18 protein-coding genes are annotated in these 21732 nt (G+C 45.0%); 10 read left to right on the top strand and 8 right to left on the bottom strand.

The window, feature by feature from the left end; genetic code table 11:
* Window positions 1-9: 9 nt before the first annotated feature.
* From rsxC to NBH15_RS23150, 4 genes are all read right to left on the bottom strand, one after another.
* Window positions 10-1341 carry an electron transport complex subunit RsxC gene (gene rsxC / locus NBH15_RS23165; RefSeq protein ID WP_250823653.1) on the bottom strand — a complete coding sequence of 444 codons (1332 nt, stop codon included), beginning with the start codon at window positions 1339-1341 and terminating at the stop codon, window positions 10-12.
* A 12-nt stretch (window positions 1342-1353) separates the two neighbouring features.
* Window positions 1354-2319, bottom strand: a complete 966-nt coding sequence (locus tag NBH15_RS23160; protein WP_250823652.1) for a Fe-S cluster domain-containing protein — start codon at window positions 2317-2319, stop codon at window positions 1354-1356.
* Between the two features lie 9 nt (window positions 2320-2328).
* Window positions 2329-2748 (bottom strand): SoxR reducing system RseC family protein, encoded by a 420-nt coding sequence (locus NBH15_RS23155; protein ID WP_128135250.1) that lies wholly within the window; start codon window positions 2746-2748, stop codon window positions 2329-2331.
* 101 nt (window positions 2749-2849) lie between these two features.
* Complete coding sequence (locus tag NBH15_RS23150) at window positions 2850-4388, bottom strand: DUF3078 domain-containing protein (protein WP_250823651.1); 1539 nt, start codon at window positions 4386-4388, stop codon at window positions 2850-2852.
* Window positions 4389-4619: 231 nt separating this feature from the next.
* On the opposite strand from NBH15_RS23150, the gene pyrG reads away from it, so the two are divergent.
* From pyrG to NBH15_RS23135, 3 genes are all read left to right on the top strand, one after another.
* The gene (gene pyrG, locus NBH15_RS23145; RefSeq protein WP_128135248.1) at window positions 4620-6224 is read left to right on the top strand and encodes a CTP synthase; all 1605 of its coding nucleotides are present in this window, start codon (window positions 4620-4622) and stop codon (window positions 6222-6224) included.
* Between the two features lie 11 nt (window positions 6225-6235).
* Complete coding sequence (gene yidC / locus NBH15_RS23140; protein WP_128135247.1) at window positions 6236-8134, top strand: membrane protein insertase YidC; 1899 nt, start codon at window positions 6236-6238, stop codon at window positions 8132-8134.
* A gap of 281 nt (window positions 8135-8415) precedes the next feature.
* Window positions 8416-9249 carry a DUF6057 family protein gene (locus NBH15_RS23135; protein ID WP_250823650.1) on the top strand — a complete coding sequence of 278 codons (834 nt, stop codon included), beginning with the start codon at window positions 8416-8418 and terminating at the stop codon, window positions 9247-9249.
* Here the strand turns inward: NBH15_RS23135 and kdsB are convergent.
* Window positions 9221-9988, bottom strand: a complete 768-nt coding sequence (kdsB, locus tag NBH15_RS23130) for a 3-deoxy-manno-octulosonate cytidylyltransferase (protein ID WP_250823649.1) — start codon at window positions 9986-9988, stop codon at window positions 9221-9223. The two genes, NBH15_RS23135 and kdsB, sit on opposite strands and share 29 nt — an antisense overlap.
* A 28-nt stretch (window positions 9989-10016) precedes the next feature.
* Window positions 10017-12278 (bottom strand): cation:proton antiporter domain-containing protein, encoded by a 2262-nt coding sequence (locus NBH15_RS23125; RefSeq protein WP_250823648.1) that lies wholly within the window; start codon window positions 12276-12278, stop codon window positions 10017-10019.
* Window positions 12279-12348: 70 nt separating this feature from the next.
* Here NBH15_RS23125 and NBH15_RS23120 point away from each other — a divergent pair, with 70 nt between their 5' ends.
* Window positions 12349-13005, top strand: coding sequence for an AlbA family DNA-binding domain-containing protein (locus tag NBH15_RS23120; protein WP_128135243.1), 657 nt, complete (start codon window positions 12349-12351; stop codon window positions 13003-13005).
* Here NBH15_RS23120 and NBH15_RS23115 read toward each other — a convergent pair.
* Window positions 13000-14385 carry an NfeD family protein gene (locus tag NBH15_RS23115; RefSeq protein ID WP_250823647.1) on the bottom strand — a complete coding sequence of 462 codons (1386 nt, stop codon included), beginning with the start codon at window positions 14383-14385 and terminating at the stop codon, window positions 13000-13002. The two genes, NBH15_RS23120 and NBH15_RS23115, sit on opposite strands and share 6 nt — an antisense overlap.
* 263 nt (window positions 14386-14648) lie before the next feature.
* Here NBH15_RS23115 and NBH15_RS23110 point away from each other — a divergent pair, with 263 nt between their 5' ends.
* From NBH15_RS23110 to NBH15_RS23085, 6 genes are all read left to right on the top strand, one after another.
* Window positions 14649-15158 carry an RNA polymerase sigma factor gene (locus NBH15_RS23110; protein WP_128134961.1) on the top strand — a complete coding sequence of 170 codons (510 nt, stop codon included), beginning with the start codon at window positions 14649-14651 and terminating at the stop codon, window positions 15156-15158.
* Between the two features lie 137 nt (window positions 15159-15295).
* On the top strand, window positions 15296-16321 hold the full coding sequence (locus NBH15_RS23105; protein WP_128134960.1) for a threonine aldolase family protein: 1026 nt from the start codon (window positions 15296-15298) through the stop codon (window positions 16319-16321).
* A 226-nt stretch (window positions 16322-16547) separates the two neighbouring features.
* Window positions 16548-18377: an endonuclease/exonuclease/phosphatase family protein gene (locus NBH15_RS23100; protein WP_250823663.1), complete on the top strand. Its 1830-nt coding sequence runs from the start codon at window positions 16548-16550 to the stop codon at window positions 18375-18377.
* Window positions 18378-18404: 27 nt separating this feature from the next.
* Complete coding sequence (locus NBH15_RS23095; RefSeq protein WP_128134959.1) at window positions 18405-19784, top strand: nucleobase:cation symporter-2 family protein; 1380 nt, start codon at window positions 18405-18407, stop codon at window positions 19782-19784.
* Between the two features lie 6 nt (window positions 19785-19790).
* On the top strand, window positions 19791-20357 hold the full coding sequence (gene xpt, locus NBH15_RS23090; protein ID WP_007657631.1) for a xanthine phosphoribosyltransferase: 567 nt from the start codon (window positions 19791-19793) through the stop codon (window positions 20355-20357).
* A 28-nt stretch (window positions 20358-20385) separates the two neighbouring features.
* Window positions 20386-20799 carry a PaaI family thioesterase gene (locus tag NBH15_RS23085; protein WP_250823646.1) on the top strand — a complete coding sequence of 138 codons (414 nt, stop codon included), beginning with the start codon at window positions 20386-20388 and terminating at the stop codon, window positions 20797-20799.
* A 12-nt stretch (window positions 20800-20811) separates the two neighbouring features.
* Here NBH15_RS23085 and NBH15_RS23080 read toward each other — a convergent pair whose 3' ends face one another.
* Window positions 20812-21336 (bottom strand): histidine phosphatase family protein, encoded by a 525-nt coding sequence (locus NBH15_RS23080; protein ID WP_128134957.1) that lies wholly within the window; start codon window positions 21334-21336, stop codon window positions 20812-20814.
* Window positions 21337-21732: the final 396 nt, after the last annotated feature.

The raw sequence follows: 21732 nt of genomic DNA, 5'->3' as shown, positions 1-21732 counted from the left end.
GCTCTGTTTTTATGACTTTCGTGCCCGTATGATACCCATTACCTTTCCTTTACCCGAACGGATATAATCCAGTAACGGACGGTTGGCCGGGCAGGTATAACTACAAGAACCGCACTCGATACAGTCGGTGATATAATTCTTCTCGGCCAAATCCCATTCTGCAAATTCTGTTGCATTCATCAGCAGGGTAGGGTTGAGGCCCATCGGACAAACGCTGACACATTTGGCACAGCGGATACAGTCGCGCATCGGTTTGCGGACAGACTCTTCTTTCGTCAGGAGCAATACGCCTGAACTACCTTTCGTTACCGGTACTTCCGGAGCAATCAGGGCTTTTCCCATCATCGGGCCACCACCGATTATCTTTCCTGTATTTTCAGGAATGCCACCGGCTGCTTCAATCAGTGCACTGATTGGTGTACCCATACGGACCAGGAAGTTGGAAGGATTGGCTACCGCTTTACCTGTCACGGTAACGACGCGTTCAAACAAAGGTTTGTTTTTCATTACCGCTTCATACACTGCAAAAGCCGTTCCTACATTTTGTACTACAGCTCCGGCGGAAATAGGCAGTGCACCGCTCTTCACCTGACGGCGAATCACAGCGTCGATTAATTGCTTTTCACCTCCTTGCGGATATTGTACTTTCAGCGGCATAATCTCGATACCTTTATAGGCTGTAGCTAGTTTACTCAGATGAGCGATGGCGTCGGGCTTGTTGTTTTCGATACCGATCACAGCTTTTGTTACATTTACAGCTTTCATCAACAGCGTAACGCCGACCAGAATCTGCTCTGCCTTCTCCATCATCAACGAATGGTCGGAAGTCAGATACGGCTCACATTCTACAGCGTTGATAATGATGATCTCGGCTTTGCTTCCGGGAGGTGGCATCAGTTTGACCTGTGTGGGGAATGTCGCACCACCCAGACCGACGATACCGGCTGCAGCGATCTTGTCTACGATTTCTTTGGAAGGAAGCGGACACTCTTTCACGAGCGTTTCGCTGCGGTCGATCGACTCTTCCCATTCGTCACCTTCCACATCAATATAGATAGCGGGACGTTTGTATCCGCTTGCGTCGAGAGCGTTATCTATCTTGTTTACTTTACCGGATACCGACGAGTGGATATTCGCCGATACAAAACCTCCGGCTTTGGCGAGAAGTGTACCTACTTTAACTGTATCACCCTTCTTTACCACAGCCTGGGCAGGAGCCCCGATATGCTGGCTCAGCGGTATAATAACCTGCTTGGGTATAGCCAGTCCGGTGATTTTCTTCCCGGCAGACAATTTATTTTCGGGTGGATGTATACCTCCGATTCGAAATGTCCTTAGCATACTATTAGATTTTTATTTTTGAGTTGTTTCTTCTTTTGTTCTTGTTTCAGGCGCTGTCGCCGGTGCAACTTCGACTTTTGTCGTTGCTTCGGCTTTAGGGGCCGGTGCAGCTTTTGGCGTTACTGGCTTTACTTTGTCGGCGTCCACAGCAGGGGCGGCTTCTTTACGGGGCGGGAAGTTCAATTCGTGAATTGCTCCGGTCGGACATACAGCTACGCATTTACGGCACAGGCGGCATTTGCGGTAGTCGATATAAGCCACGTTGTTTTCGAGCGTGATTGCTTCGAACGGACATTCTTTCACACATTTACCACAACCGATACAAGCGTTCGCACATGCTTTACGGGCAGCAGCTCCTTTGTCTTTGTTTACACAGCTGACGAAGATACGGCGTGATTTCGGTCCCTTTTTGCGCAGTTCGATAATGTTTTTCGGACAAGCTTTGACGCAGGCTCCGCATGAAGTACATTTGTCCTCGTCCACTTCCGGCAGTCCGGTCGTTAGATTGATGTGGATGGCGTCGAAGGTACAGGCACTTTCGCAGTCGCCGTAACCCAAGCAACCGAACGTACAGTTCGTTTCGCCTCCGTACAAAGAGGATGCTATGGCACAGCTTTTTACGCCATCATACTGGTTGGTGCGCGGACGGGCCTGGCAGGTTCCGTTGCAACGGACAACTGCTACCATTGGTTCGGCAGTAGCAGCTTCCATACCGAGGATGGATGCGACCTTACCCATTGTTTCGGCGCCACCGACCGGACAAAGCAGTCCTTCCAGTGAATCGGCCTTTACACAGGCTGCCGCAAAACCGCCGCAACCGGGATAACCGCAACCTCCGCAGTTGGCTCCGGGCAATGCCTCCTGGACCTCTGCGATACGAGGATCTTCGTATACTTCAAACTTCTTGGAGGCAGCGTAGAGGAATACTGCGCCGATGGCTCCAATGGCTCCTAATGAAATAACGGCAATTAAAATCATGATATTTGATCAATTAAGTTTTTTCAAGGTAAATATAAATTTTCTTTTCAGTTTCTCGCGTAAAAAGTATAATATACTGTAGTAGGGAACTAGTAGTAATAGACCGGTTAACCCGCTGGTTGTTTCGTCCCATTGCAAACAGCTTCCTGCTACAATCGCCGCAACTACAACAATCAGAGGAAGTACAAAAGCCAGAAAAACCGCTTGCAGGCCGAGCGAACTCTGGCCGCATAGGGTTACTTTTTCGTTCACATGGAATCTACCGGGGTTATTGTCGTTCACTTCAATGATCTTTTCCTTCTTTTCAGATGCGCTGCACATGCTTTGTGCGTGGCAACCGGAGCAGGCCGATTGTTGAATGATCCTGACAAAGACCGCATTGCCATCGATCTTCTCTATTATTCCGTTGTGACTGATACTTTCACTCATGTTTGTAATCTCGACATTGCAAAATCAGGGGCAAAAGTAAGGATTATTTGGATATTATGTCACGATTAACAAAGTTTATTACAGAAATAATCGTGTTCAGCTTACCATTTGTAATTAAAGCCAAAGCTCAACAACTCGTTAATCTGTAAGTAGCTGTCGAAGTCTTCATGCTTGGAGATACCATCATCATAACGTAAGTTCAGCGAGATGATAGTCGAGAAGAATCGACTTATTGCCATATTCAGACGGTTTTCGAACTCTCCTTGGATACGTTTATAATCTGTCATGTAATAGAAACGCGAATACCAGATGATATTCCTGCTGAACTGGAATGTCATAGTTGCGTTGACGGTAGAACCGAACAGGCTTTGTTTGTAAGGAAACTCTTCTTCTCCGTCTCTCTTCTGGAAATGCCGGCCCAGGTCGATGTCTTTATCTAATGTACGAACGTACGTATAAGATAACGGTGCAAGGTTGGCACTTAACGTTACTTTTTTGTGTTTGGACGACGCGAACGTTTTATCCAGGTCGTATTTCATACCAAGACCGAAGTTAATACTGAAAGGGGAGAGCAGTCCGGCCAGTTTAACGTTCTGGTTTTCGGCATAACTGCTGAAAAGCTGGGTTTTGAAGTCCAGATCCAGTGTGTAGTACCATTTGTTGAATGCCTTATAACCAAAGTTGCTGTAGATACGGAACACGTCATCTCCGACTTTGTAATCGCGCAAAGTATCTTTGGGAGCGGTATACAGGTTGTTCTTTATTTCCAGTGAATTGTCGAACTTTATCTTATCCTTATTATAATTATATGTAAACAGTTCGCGGTTGGTCAGGTTCAGCGTACTTACACCCCCTTTATGCCAGTTTGGAGAGATGTAATTCTGAGCAAACTGTAAAGAACTTTCGAAATGTGACGTCCAGTAACGTCTTTCGGGAATGAATTTTACCGGTGCATCCACGTCACTGAAGTCTGCTTCGCTTTCTACCTTGATCAGGTCCGGTTGATAAGTCGGCTTTCTGATCACTTTGGCAACTACTTTGTCCTGAGGTAGATCCCTCATTGAATAACGGAAATATTCAGGATGATTAGCTTCTATATTTCTTTGTGCTTTCTCGCGGAACTGCTGTCTGAACACCTCTTCTTTAAATATGGTGTCCTGAATAAAAGGTTGCGGGATATCGATTTTATTTTTCCATGCATCTTCATCGTAGAAGGAAAGATCTTTCGGAAGGAGTTTCCCTTTGAATATGAGCGGTAAAAACAATGGGTCTGCTATAACTGTATCCTGGAATGTCATATTCGCGTCGAATATAGTGGAAGCATCGCGCACCAGACGTGCCCAGTACATGGCTTCGTCCGACAATTCCACTTCGTCTTTTTTCAGGAAGCGAAGCAGATTTTCATTCGGTGTGACCGGTGCAGAATATGACTGGTTTTGTTTCTCGAATTGTGCCCGCAGGCTTATGATATTATCCAGGTCCGGATCTTCGATTTCAATCATAGGGATAGTATCAGCCGCATTGCTCTGTACTGTATCTTTAAGATTGGTTCCGGTAATAGTTGTCACTTCCTGTGCATTTGCCAGGTTTGCCAATAATGAAAGTATAGAAAATAGAATGAAGTATCTCTTGATAACCATAATTCCTTTTTATTTACAATCTATAAGTATCTACGGTGCGAAATTAGATAAAAAGTATGAAATCTACTAATCTTTCACATCATATAACAATCTGAACTAATAGGGAAACCGGAACGCGGATGAATGTGTTTTGAAAAAATATCCGAGACACTTGCTGTCTGAATGAAAATGACTAACTTTGCAGTTTTGAAATGCGAGTGAGCAATTAAAGACAATTAAAATATTACTATCGTGGCAGATACAAAGTACATCTTCGTTACGGGCGGCGTAGTCTCTTCTTTAGGAAAGGGAATTATTGCTGCATCATTGGGTAAACTCCTTCAGGCGAGAGGCTACAAGGTTACTATCCAAAAGTTTGACCCCTACATTAATATCGATCCGGGTACATTGAACCCTTATGAGCACGGTGAATGTTATGTAACCGTAGACGGACATGAAGCGGACCTGGACCTGGGACATTATGAACGTTTCCTGAATGTTCCGACTACACGCTCGAACAATATTACGACAGGTCGTATTTATCAGAGTGTGATAAATAAGGAACGCAAGGGCGATTATCTGGGCAAGACTGTGCAGGTTGTTCCTCATATCACCGACGAGATCAAGAGAAATGTGAAGCTGCTGGGATCGAAGTACAAGTTTGACTTTGTGATCACGGAAATCGGTGGAACAGTAGGCGATATCGAATCGCTGCCTTTCATCGAAAGCGTTCGCCAGCTGAAATGGGAATTAGGTAAGAATTGTATATGTGTACATCTTACTTATGTACCTTATATCGCAGCTGCGAAAGAATTTAAAACGAAACCTACACAGCATTCTGTAAAACAGTTGCAGGAACTGGGTATCCAGCCGGATGTACTGGTCTTGAGAACCGAACATTTGCTGAGTAATGATATTACCCGCAAGGTTGCTTTGTTCTGTAACGTAGACGCCGACGCTGTAGTGCAGTCGGTCGACGTTCCTACTATTTACGAAGTTCCGTTGGTATTGCAGCGTCAGAACATGGATGTAACTATCCTGAAAAAGATGGGATTGGAAGTAGGACCGACTCCGGAAATGAAACCTTGGAAAGAGTTCCTGAAGAAAAAGACAGATGCTACCGAAACAGTTAAGATCGGTCTGGTTGGTAAATATGTGGAATTACAGGATGCTTATAAGTCAATCGACGAATCATTGTTGCAAGCAGCTATCTACAACGACCGCAAACTGGATCTTCATTTGTTCCATTCGGAAAAACTGACTGAAGCCAATGCGGCTGAACAGTTGAAGGACATGGATGGTATCCTGATTGCTCCGGGATTCGGACAGCGCGGTATCGAAGGAAAGTTCGCAGCCTTGAAATATGCCCGCGAAAACGATGTGCCTTGCCTTGGTATCTGTCTGGGTATGCAATGTATGGTGATTGAATTTGCCCGCGACGTTTTGGGTATGACGGATGCCAATTCGACCGAGATGGAGCCGAATACGCCGTTTAAGGTGATCGACTTGATGGAAGAACAGAAGAACATTACCAATATGGGAGGTTCTATGCGTCTGGGAGCTTACGACTGTATCTTGAAGAAAGGTTCCAAAGCCTATGAGGCTTATGGAAAAGAACACATCCAGGAACGTCACCGCCACCGTTTCGAATTCAACAGCCAGTATCGCGAACAGTTTGAAGAAGCCGGCATGAAATGTGCAGGCGAGAACCCGGAAACCGGTCTGGTGGAAGTGGTAGAAATTCCTGCGTTGAAATGGTTCGTTGGTGTTCAGTTCCATCCGGAATACAACAGTACGGTAGTTAATCCGAACCCACTTTTCGTGAGCTTTGTGAAAGCCGCTATTGATAATAAATAACAACGTTATAGATGGATAAAAACACATTAATTGGTTTTCTGCTTATTGGTATTGTTTTATTTGCATTCAGCTGGTTTAACAAACCGACGCCTGAGCAGTTGGAAGCCCAGCGCCGTTATCAGGACTCGATCGCTCAGATCGAACTGACTAAACAGGCGGAGTTGCAACGCGAAGACAGCAAAAGCACTGCCGATAATTCTTTTGATAGCTTGCCGGATTCTGCGAGAGATGCCCGGCTGAAGAGCAGTTTCGGTGTATTCGCTGAAGCAATGACAGGAACAGACGATGTAACTGTATTGGCGAATGACCTGATCGAACTGCATATCAGTAATAAAGGAGGACGTATTTCATATGCCCGCCTGAAGGATTATACAACCTATGATGATAAGCCGGTCATCTTGTTTGAAGGAAAAGAGGCTTCGCTTGACTTTACCCTGGTAACAGCAACCAACCGCGTATTGAACACGGCCGACCTGTATTTCACTCCGGTGAAAACACAGGACCCGAACCAGTTGGTGATGCGGTTAAATACAGGTGAAGGCAGTTCGCTGGACTTTATCTATACAGTCAAGCCGGACGATTATATGGTTCAGTTCGATATAAAGGGAACGGGTCTGAACGGTGTCCTGGCTCCGAGTACGACTGCTTTGGATATGGTATGGCGTCAGAAAATCCGCCAGCAGGAACAGGGTATCAAATATGAAAACAGATATACTGCTTTATATTATAAGTTCCTGTCCGATGATGTGGAGCAATTGAGCGAAAGCAAGAGTGAAGACAAGAAGGTGTCGGGCCGTCTGAAATGGATTGCTTATAAAGATAAATTCTTCTCGACGGTGATGATTGCCGATGAAGGTTTTGAAAGCGCCACTTTCGATTCAAAGATGGTTGAGGCAGACGGTATCGTTAAAGAGTTTAAGACTACAACAGCCGTTCCTTTCGACCTGAGAGGCAATGAGGCAACGACTTTCCGTTATTTCTTCGGGCCGAACAGCTATCCGTTGCTAAAATCGTATGACAAAGGGATTGCTTCGGACCAGCAGTTGGATCTGGAACGCTTGGTTCCGTTGGGTGCCAGTGTCTTCCGTTGGGTGAACCAGTATTTCGTCATTCCGATGTTTGACTTCCTGGGTAAATATATCAAGAGTTACGGTCTGATCATCCTGTTGATGACGATTATCGTGAAATTGATTTTATTCCCGTTGACATATAAATCATATATGTCGTCTGCGAAGATGCGTGTGCTTCGTCCGCAGGTGGAAGAGCTTAATGCCAAGTATCCGGGACAGGAGAAAGCGGTGGAACGCCAGCGTGCAACTATGGAACTGTATAGCCGAGCTGGGGCAAGCCCGATGGCGGGTTGTATCCCGATGCTGTTGCAGATGCCGATTTTGATCGCCCTGTTCATGTTCTTCCCGTCGGCAATCGAACTGCGTCACCAGAGTTTCCTTTGGGCGCACGACTTATCAACATACGATGCTATTTTCAGTTGGAACAAATATATTCCTATTATTACTCCGTATTTTGGTAACCACATCAGTTTGTTCTGTCTGCTGATGACAATCACCAACGTTATCTATACCAAGTATAATATGGAAATGACCAATACCGGACAGCAACAGATGCCGGGTATGAAGGCGATGATGTATATGATGCCGCTGATGTTCCTGGTATTCTTTAACCAGTATGCGTCGGGTCTGACTTACTATTACTTCATTTCTACGCTGATCACGATTGTTCAGACATTGGTGTTCCGTTATACGATTAATGAAGATAAGCTGCTGGCCAAGCTGGAAGCCAACAAGAAGAAGCCTCAGAAGAAATCAGGTTTCATGAAACGTCTGGAAGAAGCGCAGCGTATGCAGCAGGACCAGTTGAAGAAACAACAGGATCAGAAAAAGAAAAGATAACAGCTTTTTCTGCAAGATAAATAAAAGAGAGGCGTGCCGGTCTGGAAAAGACTTAGGTACGCCTCTCTTTGTGTCCGGATTATGCAATAAGTTGTATATTTTGTACAATCGCTTGAATTTGAAGAAATGTGTCGTGCATTGTATTAAAATGTTTATATATTTGCACTATTATATATGAGTCAACTATTGATGATTATGCTTACGTTGACGACTTATCCTGTCGGAATAGCAAGTGCCGGCTTTTACGTTTTGAATTTAATAGGTATAAAAATAGTTCACTGATGGATAAGAAAGAAAAGCTTTTGCAAAAGAGGGTAGCTGGACTCTTTGCATTACTATGCGTTATCTTTTTCCAGTTTTTTGATTCGGATCATTTGTTCCTGAAGGAAGAGGTGGTAAGTGTTGCGAGTTTGCCGGAAGTGTTGGTCGGCTATTGGGGGAAACCTGCATGGCTGGCTTGTTCAATGGCGAAAGTACTTACGTCTTTGTTTGTTCCTGTCGGTGGCGGGGCGGTTTTGATTACAGCCGTGTTGATGCTGGAATGGTGGGCTTCTTTATTTATTCTGCGGAAATTCAATGTAGGGAATATGGCTCCTTTGTATGCTCTGTTTCCGGTTATTATGGAGTGGGGAACTTATTGTAGTCCTTATTATCATTTGAATTCTATTCTTTCTTTAGTTATTGTTTTGTATATATTTTGTGGTTATATACAGATAAAGGAAAAATGGCTCTCCTGGATGACGGGATTTGTTTTGTTGTTTGTGGTTTATTGTATGGTGGGGAGCCGGTTGTTTATTTTTGTAATCCTTGTATTGTTGTACGAGGCGGAAATAGGAGAGAAGCATTGGGTGTACTGGGCTTTGCTATTGATAACGGGTACTGTGCTGCCTGAATTCCTGAAAGAACTGTATTCACTTTCAGAAGAACAGGCATATCAATATCCACAAGCATGGCTTCCGGCATTTTTCCCGGCTATCATGCTGGCTTGTGTGTTGGTGGCTACGCAGTTTAAGAAAGTCCGGTATATGCAGATCAGTGTATGGTCTGTATCTGTCACTTCCGGACTTTTACTGGTATTGCTGGCGCTTACTGCGTTCTGCCATGCTGTCGGCTAAGAAAAGCAAGTGCTTTCTTCATGTCTTCAGGCGTGTCGATGCCGATTGTCTCCTGTTGGGTGATACCTACTTTTATCTTATAGCCGTTTTCGAGCCATCTGAGTTGTTCCAGGCTTTCGGCAAGCTCCAGCGACGATTGGGGCAGGTGGGTGATTTCTTTCAGCGTATCGGCCCGGTAAGCATACAAACCGATATGTTTGTAATATGTATGGTTGGGTAACCACTCCTGGTAATTTTTGCCGCGCATATAAGGAATGATGGAACGGCTGAAATACATTGCTTCGTTATTCTTGTTGATAACTACTTTCGGTGAGTTCGCATTGAACAATGTCGTTTCGAAGTCATCGTCCGGACGGAATGGTTTCACCAGTGTGGCAATCTGTGTGCCGGCATCGATAAAACATGCTTTTAGCGTCTCGATCTGTTCCGGATGGATGAAAGGTTCGTCTCCCTGGATATTGACAATGACATCGTATCCTTGTCCTACCTTGGTGTAGGCTTCGTAAACACGGTCGGTACCACTCCGGTGCTGGTCGGAAGTCATAACGACATTTCCGCCGAAGGCTTTCACGGCTGCTTCGATACGGCTGTCGTCGGTAGCTACACATACGGCATCCAGTACATCCTTCACTTGTTCATACACACGCTGTATCATGGGTTTGCCGGCCATGTCGGCCAGAGGTTTCCCCGGGAAGCGGGTGGAGGCATATCTTGCCGGTATTATTCCTATAAACTTCATACTCCGGTTGTTTTTATTCGTTAGTTAATTATTTTACTGTTTTACCTTCGCTGAGACGAAGCACTTTCTCATGTTCGCCGACGATCCATACAATGTCTCCCTGCTCGAATACGGTTGTGGGAGGCGGGTTTTTGATTGAACGGGCATCCCGTTCGATACCGATCACCAGGCAGCCGGAGTTATCGCGTATTCCGGATTCAAGGATAGTCCGGCCGATAAGTCCGGAGCCTTCACTGATAAAGAATTGTTCCATATTCACCTCTTTAGTCTCCTGGAGGTTATTCAGCGATTCTTTATAACGCTCCTCTATATATTGGCGGAAATGGGCCAGGTCGTCATCCGCACCGACTACGACCAGCTTATCAAACGGATAAAGCCGTTCGTTTCCTCCCGGTATGTTGATACGCTTGCTTCCCCGGATAATAGTGACGATGTTCACATTGCATTTCTGCCTGAAATTAAGTTCTTTGAGTGTCTTACCCATACTGGGGGAGTTTTGCTTCACTTCAAAGTCTGCCAGGTGAAGGTCGCGTTCCAGCAGGTGGCTGGCGAACCGTTGGTTGATGGGGGCGTTCCGTTCGTTTTCCATCTCACGTGCTGTCAGGTTTGTGAAGAAATGGCGTTCCATCAGGATCGACTGCTTCTTCAACCGTTTAGAGAAGATAACCAGGGCTATGACGGTGGCTGCGATGGCGAGTCCTATTCCGACAGCAGTGTTCAGCAGGCGTGCGATCGGCAGCATGACGAGTCCTATACATAATATAATACGGAGCACAATCAGGGAAACCAGCGGTCCACGGTTATATTTGTTATCGTGCCACAACTGTTGGTATTCTACGGAATGGTTCTTTTTCATCATGATGGCACGCAGCATCGGTGAGATCAGGAGAAGGATCAGAACCAGGGATATGATTTGTCCTTGTAGTCCCGGTAGCTGGTCGATAATGAACGGAGCGACGAATTGCAACCAGATAAAGATCAGTACCAGCGTGACAGCCGTATAGGTGCCTACGATACGTACCAGCGCTTTCAGCAGTTTGTCCCAGGCACTTTTCTGCCGGATCGTGTTGGAGCCAGAAGAATAACGTTCCAGAAAACTCATCCAGCTTGCCGGGATGACTCGTTCAGCTATTTTATAAGCCGGTTCGGCCATACGTATCATATAGGGCGTAAAAAAGGTTGTTATGACAGATACGGCCACAACGATCGGGTAAAGGAAATTATCCGTTACTTTGAGCGTCAGTCCCAAAGAGGCGATGATAAAGGCGAACTCACCGATCTGTGCCAGCGAGAAACCGGACTGGATGGCGACTTTGACAGTCTGTCCTGATAATAGTACGCCGAAGGTGGCAAAAAGTATCTGTCCGACCATGACGACCAGTGTCAGTATCAGGATCGGTATTTTGTATTCCCAAAGTAATACCGGGTCGATCAGCATGCCGACGGAAACGAAGAAAATGGCTCCGAACAAGTCTTTTACCGGTTTTACGATATGTTCTATATGTTCCGCATCGATTGTCTCAGCAAGGATAGACCCCATCACGAAAGCGCCAAGTGCAGAAGAAAATCCGGCTTTAGTCGCGATCATGACCATCCCCAGGCATAGGCCGATACTGACGATCAGCAGGGTTTCGTCATTGAGGAAAGTCCGTGCTCTTTTCAGGAAAGAAGGAATAAGGTAAATACCGACTACAAAACAGAAGAGCAGGAATACCCCCAGTTTTATCACGCTGTCGAGTAACTCCATCCCTTCGACATGTTTACTGACGGCAAGTGTGGAAAGCAAAACCATCAGCAGGACGGCAAATAAGTCTTCCACCACCAATATCCCGAACACCACTCCGGCAAACCGTTGGTTGCGCAGTCCCATATCGTCGAAAGCCTTGAATATGATTGTCGTGGACGACATGGAAAGCATTCCGCCCAGGAAAAGACTGTTCATGTGCCCCCAGCCGAGCGACAATCCGGTGATATAGCCGAACGTCATCATCCCGATAACGACAGTGACCGCTCCGATAACGGCGGTACCTCCGACTTTCATCAGTTTCTTAAAACTGAAATCCAGTCCCAGGGCAAAAAGCAGGAACACGACACCGATGTCGGCCCAGATACGGATACTTTCTACGTCTGTAACGGTAGGGATTTCTTTAATGGCTGGTCCTGCCAGAATTCCGGCAACAATATAGCCTAGTACGACCGGTTGCTTTAATTTCTTGAAAAGCAAAGTAACAAGCCCCGCAGAAATCAGTATTACTGCCAGGTCTGAAATTAATGAAGGGATCTGTGACATGCTTTCACTCTTTTTCGGTTGGCAAAGTTATACATTTATTTTAATTTTGCAGGTCAAATAATGAGCCAAAATGAAGAAGAAACATCCGATAGAAGCATTGATTGAACAGGGCGAGCATCAACAACTCGATTTTAAGTTCGAAGTGAGCGACAGTAAGAAGATTGCCCGCACCTTGTCTGCTTTTGCCAATACCGATGGCGGTCGGTTGCTGATTGGGGTGAAAGACAACGGGAATATCTCCGGTGTCCGTAGTGAGGAAGAGTATTATATGATTGAGGCTGCATCTAAAATGTACACTCAGCCGGAAGTCCCTTTCGAGGCTACCCGCTGGGAAATAAACGGGAAAACCGTTTTGGAAATCTATATAGCGCCCAGTGCGGACAAACCTCACCTGGCGCCTGATAAAGAGGATAAGTATAAAGCCTATATCCGCGTAGCCGACGAGAATATCCTGGCAAATGAGATTCTGGTTCTTTCGTGGGAGAAGAAGCGCCGGAAAGACGGGACACTGGTGAAGATCAGTAAGCCGGTAGAGCGGCTGTTCTCTTACCTGGAGCAATATCCTTATATCAATGCGGGTCAGCTTTGCCGTATTGGCCATGTAAATTATTACACGGCCAAAAATATTCTGAGCGATTTGCTGGCGATCGATGCCCTGGAATATGTGGTCGTTGATAAACGTATTTTTTATCAACGGGTGCCCGGCAACGATAAGCTGGCGTTATAGGCCGGAGGTTTCCACATATACCTGTGCATTCTCAAAACGGACCACTTTCACTTTTGTCCCTTTTTCAATGAAGCCGGAATCCGATACACCATCGTAGAGTTCGTTGTCGATCATTACTTTACCCGAAGGACGAAGTACGGTGAAGGCTGTTCCTTCCTTCCCGATCAGCGGAGTCAATGAAGGGGAGGAGTGGGCGTCTTCAAGGTCTTTGTGGAGCGCTACTTTCCGGAACATACCTTTTGTCCCGATTTTGTTGGATAACCAGATCATCAGTACAAAGCCCAGCCCCAGTCCGATCAGGACGGTCAATGCCGCTTCTCCGATTTCTTTGGAAGAAACTGCTTCGAAGTTGAAATCCGTATTATTCAGCAGGCTGAGTGTCAATCCGGTAACCAGAAAGATGATGCCGCTGATGCCCGCTATACCGAATCCCGGGATGATAAATATCTCCGCTGCAATTAACAGTAATCCGATGATAAAGACCAGTATTTCCCAGTTCTGTGCCAGTCCGTCCATATATAAAGGTGCGAAATAAAGAATCGCGGCGACGATGGCTGCTGCCGACGGGAAGCCGAGCCCCGGCGTCTGCATTTCGAAATAGATACCTCCTATAATAATAATGATAAGAAGCGATTGCAACATCGGATTCATCAGGAAACCTTTCAGGTCGTCATACCAGGACGGTTCGTATGTCTTCAGTTCATAATCGTTGTATCCCAGATACTTTGTGATCACTTCACCGGGTGTTTCCGCAATGCCGTCGCAATATCCCCATTCCAGCGCCTCGTCGGCAGTGAAGGTGAGCACTTTGCCCGAGTCGATCAGGTTCGGAACAATGACACGTTCGTCTACCATGGCTTCGGCTATCAGCGGATCCCTTTTCCATCTGTATGTAGTATCTGTCCCTTGGATGATCGTATCTTTTCCGTGTGCTTCGGCTGTCGATCGAATCATCGAACGCATGTATGATTGATATTTATCAGGTAAAGCGGCTCCGGTTTGGTTAACGACAGTCGCGGCACCGATGTTGGCGCCTTTCCTCATAAAGATTTTTTTACACGCAATCGATATCAGCGCTCCGGCCGAAGCGGCATTGTTATCGATAAAAACGTAGACGGGAACAGGGTTGTACAAGATTGCGGTACGCATTGAATCCGCTGCTTCGAGCAATCCTCCATAGGTGTTCATATGAAGAAGAACGGCATCGGCTCCCAATGATTTCGCTTCTTCCAATCCGTTACGAAGGTATAAGCGGGTAGTATTATCAATCTCTTTCTTTATGTCGATTTGATAGACTAGTTTTTGTTCTTTAGCTGTTGATTTAAAGGTTGTTATCGCTATAAATAACAGTGATAATAAGAATCCTGAATTTTTCATCATTTTGTCTAATTAGCTATACTTTTTATACTTAATTGAAAATTGTAACATACAACTTGTAAATTTTGAAATTCTTCAAGTTGTAAACTTGTAAAAGCTGTTCATTTTCAGCTGAATTTGTTATAAATATATTAAGTTACGATTTTTAATATTAATATTTCTCAAAGCGCCATCCAGTATCAATAATATTTCCTACATTTGTATTGTCTCTCAATAGTGAGGGGCTATACTTAACCGGTATTAACCTTTTATAAATAGTAAGTAATATGAATGCGTTGCAATTTCAGAAAAAATTATTGAGCATGCAAGAAAACATGATGAATTTTGCACTGATGCTCACCGCAAATCGGGATGACGCCCAGGATTTGATGCAAGACACAACGCTGAAGGTTTTAGACAATCAGGAAAAGTTTGTTGACAATATTAATTTTAAAGGCTGGGTCTTGACCGTAATGCGTAATATCTTTATAAACAATTATCATAAAATTGTTCGTACGCAAACCGTTGTTGATCAGGGTGTTGATTTGTATAATTTGGACGTCGTGAATGATTCGGGATTTGATTCTCCGGACGGAGCTTATCAGATTCAGGAAATCACAAAAGCCATTAATGGATTGAATGATGAATTGAAAGTTCCTTTTTCCATGTTTTTAAGTGGCTATAAATATAATGAGATCGCTGAAAAATTGAATGTACCACTGGGAACGGTAAAGAGCCGTATCTTCTTTGCCCGCCAGGAGTTGCAGAAAGTTTTGAAGGATTTTCGCCTGAGTTAGTGGTTAATATTCTAATAAACAAGTTAATAAAAAGAAGAGGCTTCCGGTTGGAGGCCTCTTCTTTTTTAATATATAGATGATAAAAATGACATATTAATGAATAAATCCGTACTTTTGCCGCAAAATACTAAAACACAATGAGAAGTTTTGCAAGCGATAACAATTCGGGCGTCCATCCATTAGTAATGGAGGCTGTGATAAAAGCAAATGAGGATCACGCAATCGGATATGGCGACGACCCCTGGACAAGTGCCGCAGTGGCAAAGATTAAAAGTATATTTGGTGAAGAGGCCTCTCCGTTCTTTGTTTTTAACGGTACCGGTGCAAATTCGGTGGCTTTACAGGCTGTGACGCGTCCTTTCAACAGTATTTTGTGTGCTGAAACGGCACATATTAATGTAGACGAATGCGGAGCTCCGGCCCGGATGACCGGCTGTGCGGTTGTTACTATTCCGACAACCGACGGCAAACTTACTCCCGAATTAATAAAACCGCGTTTGCATAACTTCGGCGTTTGCCATCATTCCCAGCCGAAAGCTGTTTATATCTCCCAGGTTTCTGAACTGGGAACGGTCTATACGGTAGAAGAAGTAAAAGCCATTGCCGATTTGTTGCATGCTCACAATATGTATCTGCACATGGACGGTGCCCGTCTGGCAAATGCCTGTGCATATCTGAATTGTTCCATGAAACAGGTGACGGTAGATGCCGGCGTGGATATCCTGAGCTTCGGTGGAACCAAAAACGGAATGATGATGGGGGAGGCTGTCGTTTCCTTCCGTCCTGAGATCACGGAGAATTTGCAGTATTACCGGAAGCAATCGGCTCAGTTGGCCTCCAAGTTGCGTTATCTGTCTGCACAGTTTATTCCTTATCTTGAAAACAACCTCTGGCTTGAAAATGCGATGAAAGCCAATATCAGTGCAGCTAAACTGGCTGAGGCACTCAAACAATATCCGCAGATACAGTTTACGCAAAAGGTTGAAACCAATCAGATATTTTTCACCATCCCGGCAGAACCGCTGAAGAAATTGCAGGACCGTTATTTTTTCTATATGTGGAACGAAGATAATAACGAGGCCCGCCTGGTTACTTCGTGGGATACGACCGGTGAAGATATTGCACAGTTCGAACAGGACTTGAAAGAAATAATGGGAGAATAATTTCGGGATATTTAGAACATTTTCGTTTTTTCTACCATCCCTTTAGAGAAAAGAGGTAGGTGTAAATGAATTTAGAGGTACGTCTAAATCGATTTACACCTACCTCTAAATGAAATTAGACCTACCTCTAAAGGGAAAATCATTCCTTTTTCTTACTTTTGTCCTCTGTTAATCACTAAATAATAAACAGATGAGACACGGGAGTAGGTTCATGGCGATACTTTTTATGTTACTGCCATTATGTAATCTTTATTCACAGGAGAAAGGGACAAGGGAGGATAACACCTTGCGTATCATGAGTTATAATATCCGTAACGGTAGAGGATTGGATAATGTCTCCAATATTCAACGTACGGCTGATGTAATCAATAAGGTGCGTCCGAATGTTGTCGCTGTTCAGGAAGTGGACAGTGTAACGGGGAGAAGCGGCCAGACCGACATCTTGCGTGTATTGGCTGATAAGACGCTTATGTTTCCCGTTTATGCTCCCGCAATAAATTATGACGGCGGTAAATACGGCATTGGGATGCTGAGTAAAGAGAAACCGCTTAGTTACCGTTATTTGGCTCTTCCGGGAAGAGAGGAAGAACGTGCTTTGCTGATTGTTGAATTTGAGAAATATATTTATTGCTGTACCCACCTGTCACTGACAGGGGAAGATCGTCTGGCCTCCTTGGATATCATCCGTAAGGAAGCGGCAAAAGCCAATAAGCCTTTATTCATTGCCGGCGATTTCAATGCTCATCCTGATTCGGAAGTCATACAGGAGGTTCAAAAGGATTTCGTTATCCTGACAAACACCAAGCAACCGACTTTCCCGGCCGACGAACCTACGGAAACAATCGATTATATCGCTGCTTATGCCAAGGACACAACGGCATTTACCCGCCTTTCTACTTATGTTGTGAATGAGCCGGTTGCCTCCGATCATCGTCCGATTGTAGCGGAGATTGCTTTTATGCAGCCTGCCGCGCAGATATTCCGTACGGAACCTTATTTGCAGAACCCGATAGGAAACGGTATCACGGTTATGTGGCAGACAACAGTGCCTGCTTATAGTTGGGTAGAATACGGAACCGATAAGAACCAGTTGAAAAAAGCACGTACGATCGTGGACGGACAAGTTATTTGCAATGGCTTGCAAAATAAAGTAAGACTGAACGATCTGGAACCAGGCAAGACATATTATTATCGTGTTTGCTCACAGGAAATCATGCTTTATCAGGCCTATAAGAAAGTATTCGGTGAAACGGCTGTTTCCGATTTCCATTCATTCACCTTACCGGCTTCTTCCGATGCTGATTTTACAACTATTATCTTCAACGACCTGCACAAACATTCTGAGACATTACAAGCCCTATATAAACAAGTGAAGGATGTAGATTATGATTTCGTGATCTTTAATGGTGACTGCATCGATGATCCGAAAGATCATGACGAAGCGACTCATTTCCTTTCGGAGCTGAACGAGACTGTCGGTGCTGCTGATGTTCCTGTTTTTTATCTGCGTGGTAACCACGAGATTAGAAATGCTTATTCAATCGGGCTGCGCAGCTTGTTCGATTATGTAGGTGATAAAACATATGGAGCATTCAACTGGGGTGATACCCGTATCGTTATGCTCGACTGTGGCGAAGACAAACCGGATGACCACTGGGTATATTATGGCTTGAATGATTTTTCGGCTTTGCGCGAAGCACAGGTCGGTTTCCTGAAAGAAGAACTGGCCTCGAAACCTTTCAAACAGGCGGCAAAACGTGTCTTGATTCATCATGTACCTATTTATGGTAAAGATGTGGATCGTTATAATCCGTGTTTGGAGTTATGGGGAGGTCTGCTGGCAAAAGCACCGTTTAATATTTGTATCAATGCACATACCCATCGCCATGCCTATTATCCGAAAGGTACTGCCAACGGCAATAACTTCCCCGTTATGGTGGGAGGAGGATACCGGATGGACGGTGCCACAGTGATGGTCCTTCAGAAGAAAGGAAAGGAAATGACATTGCGTGTATTGAATGCCAAAGGCGAAACCTTGCAGGATTTGAAACTGTAATAGAATATATCAATATATAAAGTAAAGATGAAGATTAACACAGAGGAGTTAGAAGAGACTATTATCCCGGTAAAAGAAACAGATTTGATTTATGGCATCGATGACCGTCCACCTTTAAAGGAAACGTTATTTGCCGCTTTGCAGCATTTATTAGCCATTTTTGTCGCAATCATTACTCCGCCTTTGATTATTGCGGGGGCATTGAAACTGGATCTCGAAACAACCGGTTTTTTGGTGTCGATGGCTCTTTTTGCTTCCGGTGTGTCGACCTTCATACAATGTAAGCGGATCGGTCCGGTAGGGGCAGGGTTGCTCTGTATACAGGGGACGAGTTTTTCTTTTATCGGACCGATCATCTCTGCCGGCCTGGCTGGCGGATTGCCGCTTATCTTTGGTGTTTGTATGGCTGCCGCTCCGGTCGAGATGATTATCAGCCGTACATTTAAGTATATGCGTTCCATCATTACACCGTTGGTTTCCGGTATCGTTGTCTTGTTGATTGGTTTGAGCTTGATTAAAGTGGGGGTTGTCTCCTGCGGAGGTGGCTTTGCAGCGATGGATAACGGAACGTTCGGTAGTTTGGAGAATCTGGGAGTGGCGGCGACGGTGTTGTTGAGCGTCCTGTTCTTCAACCGTTGTAAGAATAAATACTTGCGGATGAGTTCGATTGTTCTTGGGCTGTGTATCGGTTACGGACTTTCTTTTGCTTTGGGAATGGTGGACATGAGCGCTGCCGCTTCACAAAATCTGAGCGGATTCAATATTCCGGTGCCTTTTAAGTATGGGTTGGATTTTAATATATCTTCCTTTATTGCCATTGGGCTGGTCTACCTGATTACTGCGATCGAGGCGACCGGCGATGTCACTGCCAATTCCCTGATTTCCGGTAAATCGATTGAAGGAGAGGGGTATCTGAAGCGTGTATCCGGCGGTGTGTTGGCTGACGGCGTGAATTCTTTCGTCGCAGGTGTCTTTAATTCGTTTCCAAACTCTATCTTTGCACAAAATAACGGGATTATCCAGTTGACAGGTGTTGCCAGCCGGTATGTAGGCTATTATATTGCCGGAATGTTGATCCTGTTGGGGTTATTTCCGGTTGTCGGGGTTATTTTTTCTTTGATGCCCGATCCGGTCCTTGGGGGAGCGACTTTATTGATGTTCGGTACGGTGGCTGCGGCCGGTATCCGTATTATTGCCGCACAGGAAATCAATCGGAAGGCTACACTGGTGCTGGCAGTCAGTTTGTCGTTGGGGCTCGGTGTCGAGTTGATGCCCGATATTCTGAAAACGGCTCCCGAAGCGATTAAAGGTATCTTTTCCTCAGGTATAACAACCGGCGGATTGACGGCTATCATAGCAAATGTTTTGATAAGAGTAAAGGAAGATCAAGTAGATAAAACAGAATAAAAACACATGGAATTACTTAAACAGCGTATTCTGCAAGATGGCAGATGTTATCCGGGAGGTATCCTGAAAGTCGATAGTTTTATTAACCATCAGATGGACCCGATGCTTCTGTATAAGGTTGCCGAAGAATTTATCAATCGTTTTAAAGGCGAACATATTAATAAGATTGTAACGATCGAAGCCAGCGGTATTGCTCCGGCTATTATGGTGGGATATATTTTGCAGTTACCGGTCGTATTTGTAAAGAAGAAGCAACCGAAGACGATGGAGAACATGCTGAGTACGGTAGTCCATTCTTTTACGAAAGACCGTGATTATACGGTTTGTATCAGTAATAACTTCCTGACGGCAGACGATCATATTCTTTTTATAGACGATTTCCTGGCTTTCGGTAATGCCGCCTTGGGAATGATCGATCTGGCAGAGCAGGCCGGTGCAACCATTTCCGGTATGGGCTTTATTATAGAAAAAGCCTTCCAGGATGGAGGAAAAGCCTTGCGTGAGTCGGGTATCCATGTGGAAAGCCTGGCCATTATCGACAATCTGGATGATTGTAAGATTACTATCCGCTAGAAAGAAACCAACTAATTGAGTAAAAATAATGAATGCAGAAGTAAAAGAAAGATTACTCGACAGGGTGAAGACAAACCCTTATGTAAATCATTTGGGGGTACAGTTCACTACTGTTGAAGATGGGATCGTTGAGGCGCGTATGCCTTTGCATGATGAACAACGCCAATATAGCGGCGTTATTCATGGAGGTGTGTTAGCGGCTTTGGCAGATACGATAGCCGGTTTTGCTGCTTATACGATGACGCCGCTCGATAAAGACGTATTGACAGCTGAATTGAAAGTTTCCTTTTTAAGGGCTGTCTGGGGAAAGGAACTGATCGCGAGAGGAACAGTTATCAAACCGGGACGGCACGTTCATTTCAGTGAATGTGAGATTTATTGCGACGATAAACTGGTCAGCAAAGCATCCGGTACATTCAGTGTCGTGCAGCCCCAGGTGTAAAGTGAATATCATTTAGAGTGAAAAACGCAGGCAAGCTGTGTTTTTCATGATTGGCAGCTTCAGGATTTCCTCTTGCTGCCTTTTTTCTATACGGACGATAATGGCACGGTTGAAACCTCCGTGCCCGATAGCCAGGATACGTTTTCCCGGAAAGTTCGTTTGCAGGAATTGCAGAAACTCTCCGGCTCTTTTATATAAAGCCTCCACACTCTCCACACTTTCCGGCAGATTCTTGAAGTCCATTTCATTAGCCACTTTTCCGGTATAGATACCCCAATCCATTTCCCTGAGCAGCGGTGTCTGGACAGGCTCCAACCCTTTGCGACGGGCAACAGCCATAGCAGTGTCGTAACTCCGGGCCAGGTCGCTGCTGACAATTACATCTATTTCTTCCTCTTCCAGCAGGTCGGCCAACTGTTCCGCCTGTTGTTTGCCCAACTCAGACAGATGACCGGGCATCTGTCCCTGCATAATATGCAATTTATTCTCTTCCGTCTCTCCATGACGGCTTAATATAAGTGATATTGTCGCTTCCATATTTATATTGTCGGATATGAATGTTTCGAATATTATCAGATGTGAATGTTGCGTCGTTGGTAGGGGCGGTTCGCGAACCGCCTTTACGGTGTCAATATAAGCCTGTAAGGCTTTAACAAACCAGCCCAGGGTTCCAACCCTGGGTTTATGAAAACTCGCTCCTGCCTTTCCGCCCTGTAGGGGCGGAACAAGATAAATATCAACCCTTTCTACCTTGTCGCACCCCTACAGGGTGCCTCTGGAAGAGAAGGATTCAAGGGGACCCAGGGTTAGAACCCAATGTCATCAATTTAAGAAAAAATACCCTTAAAACGAAAAAAGCCATTGGAAATATCAAAGAAAGAATTACTTTAAAGTTACCACACAACAAGTAATCCATGATCTATGATACAACCA

It is taken from the genome of Parabacteroides caeci (assembly GCF_023656795.1).
Classification (GTDB): domain Bacteria; phylum Bacteroidota; class Bacteroidia; order Bacteroidales; family Tannerellaceae; genus Parabacteroides; species Parabacteroides segnis.
Note: the sequence above shows the minus strand (reverse complement) of the source record. Positions and strands in the feature narration are given on the sequence as shown.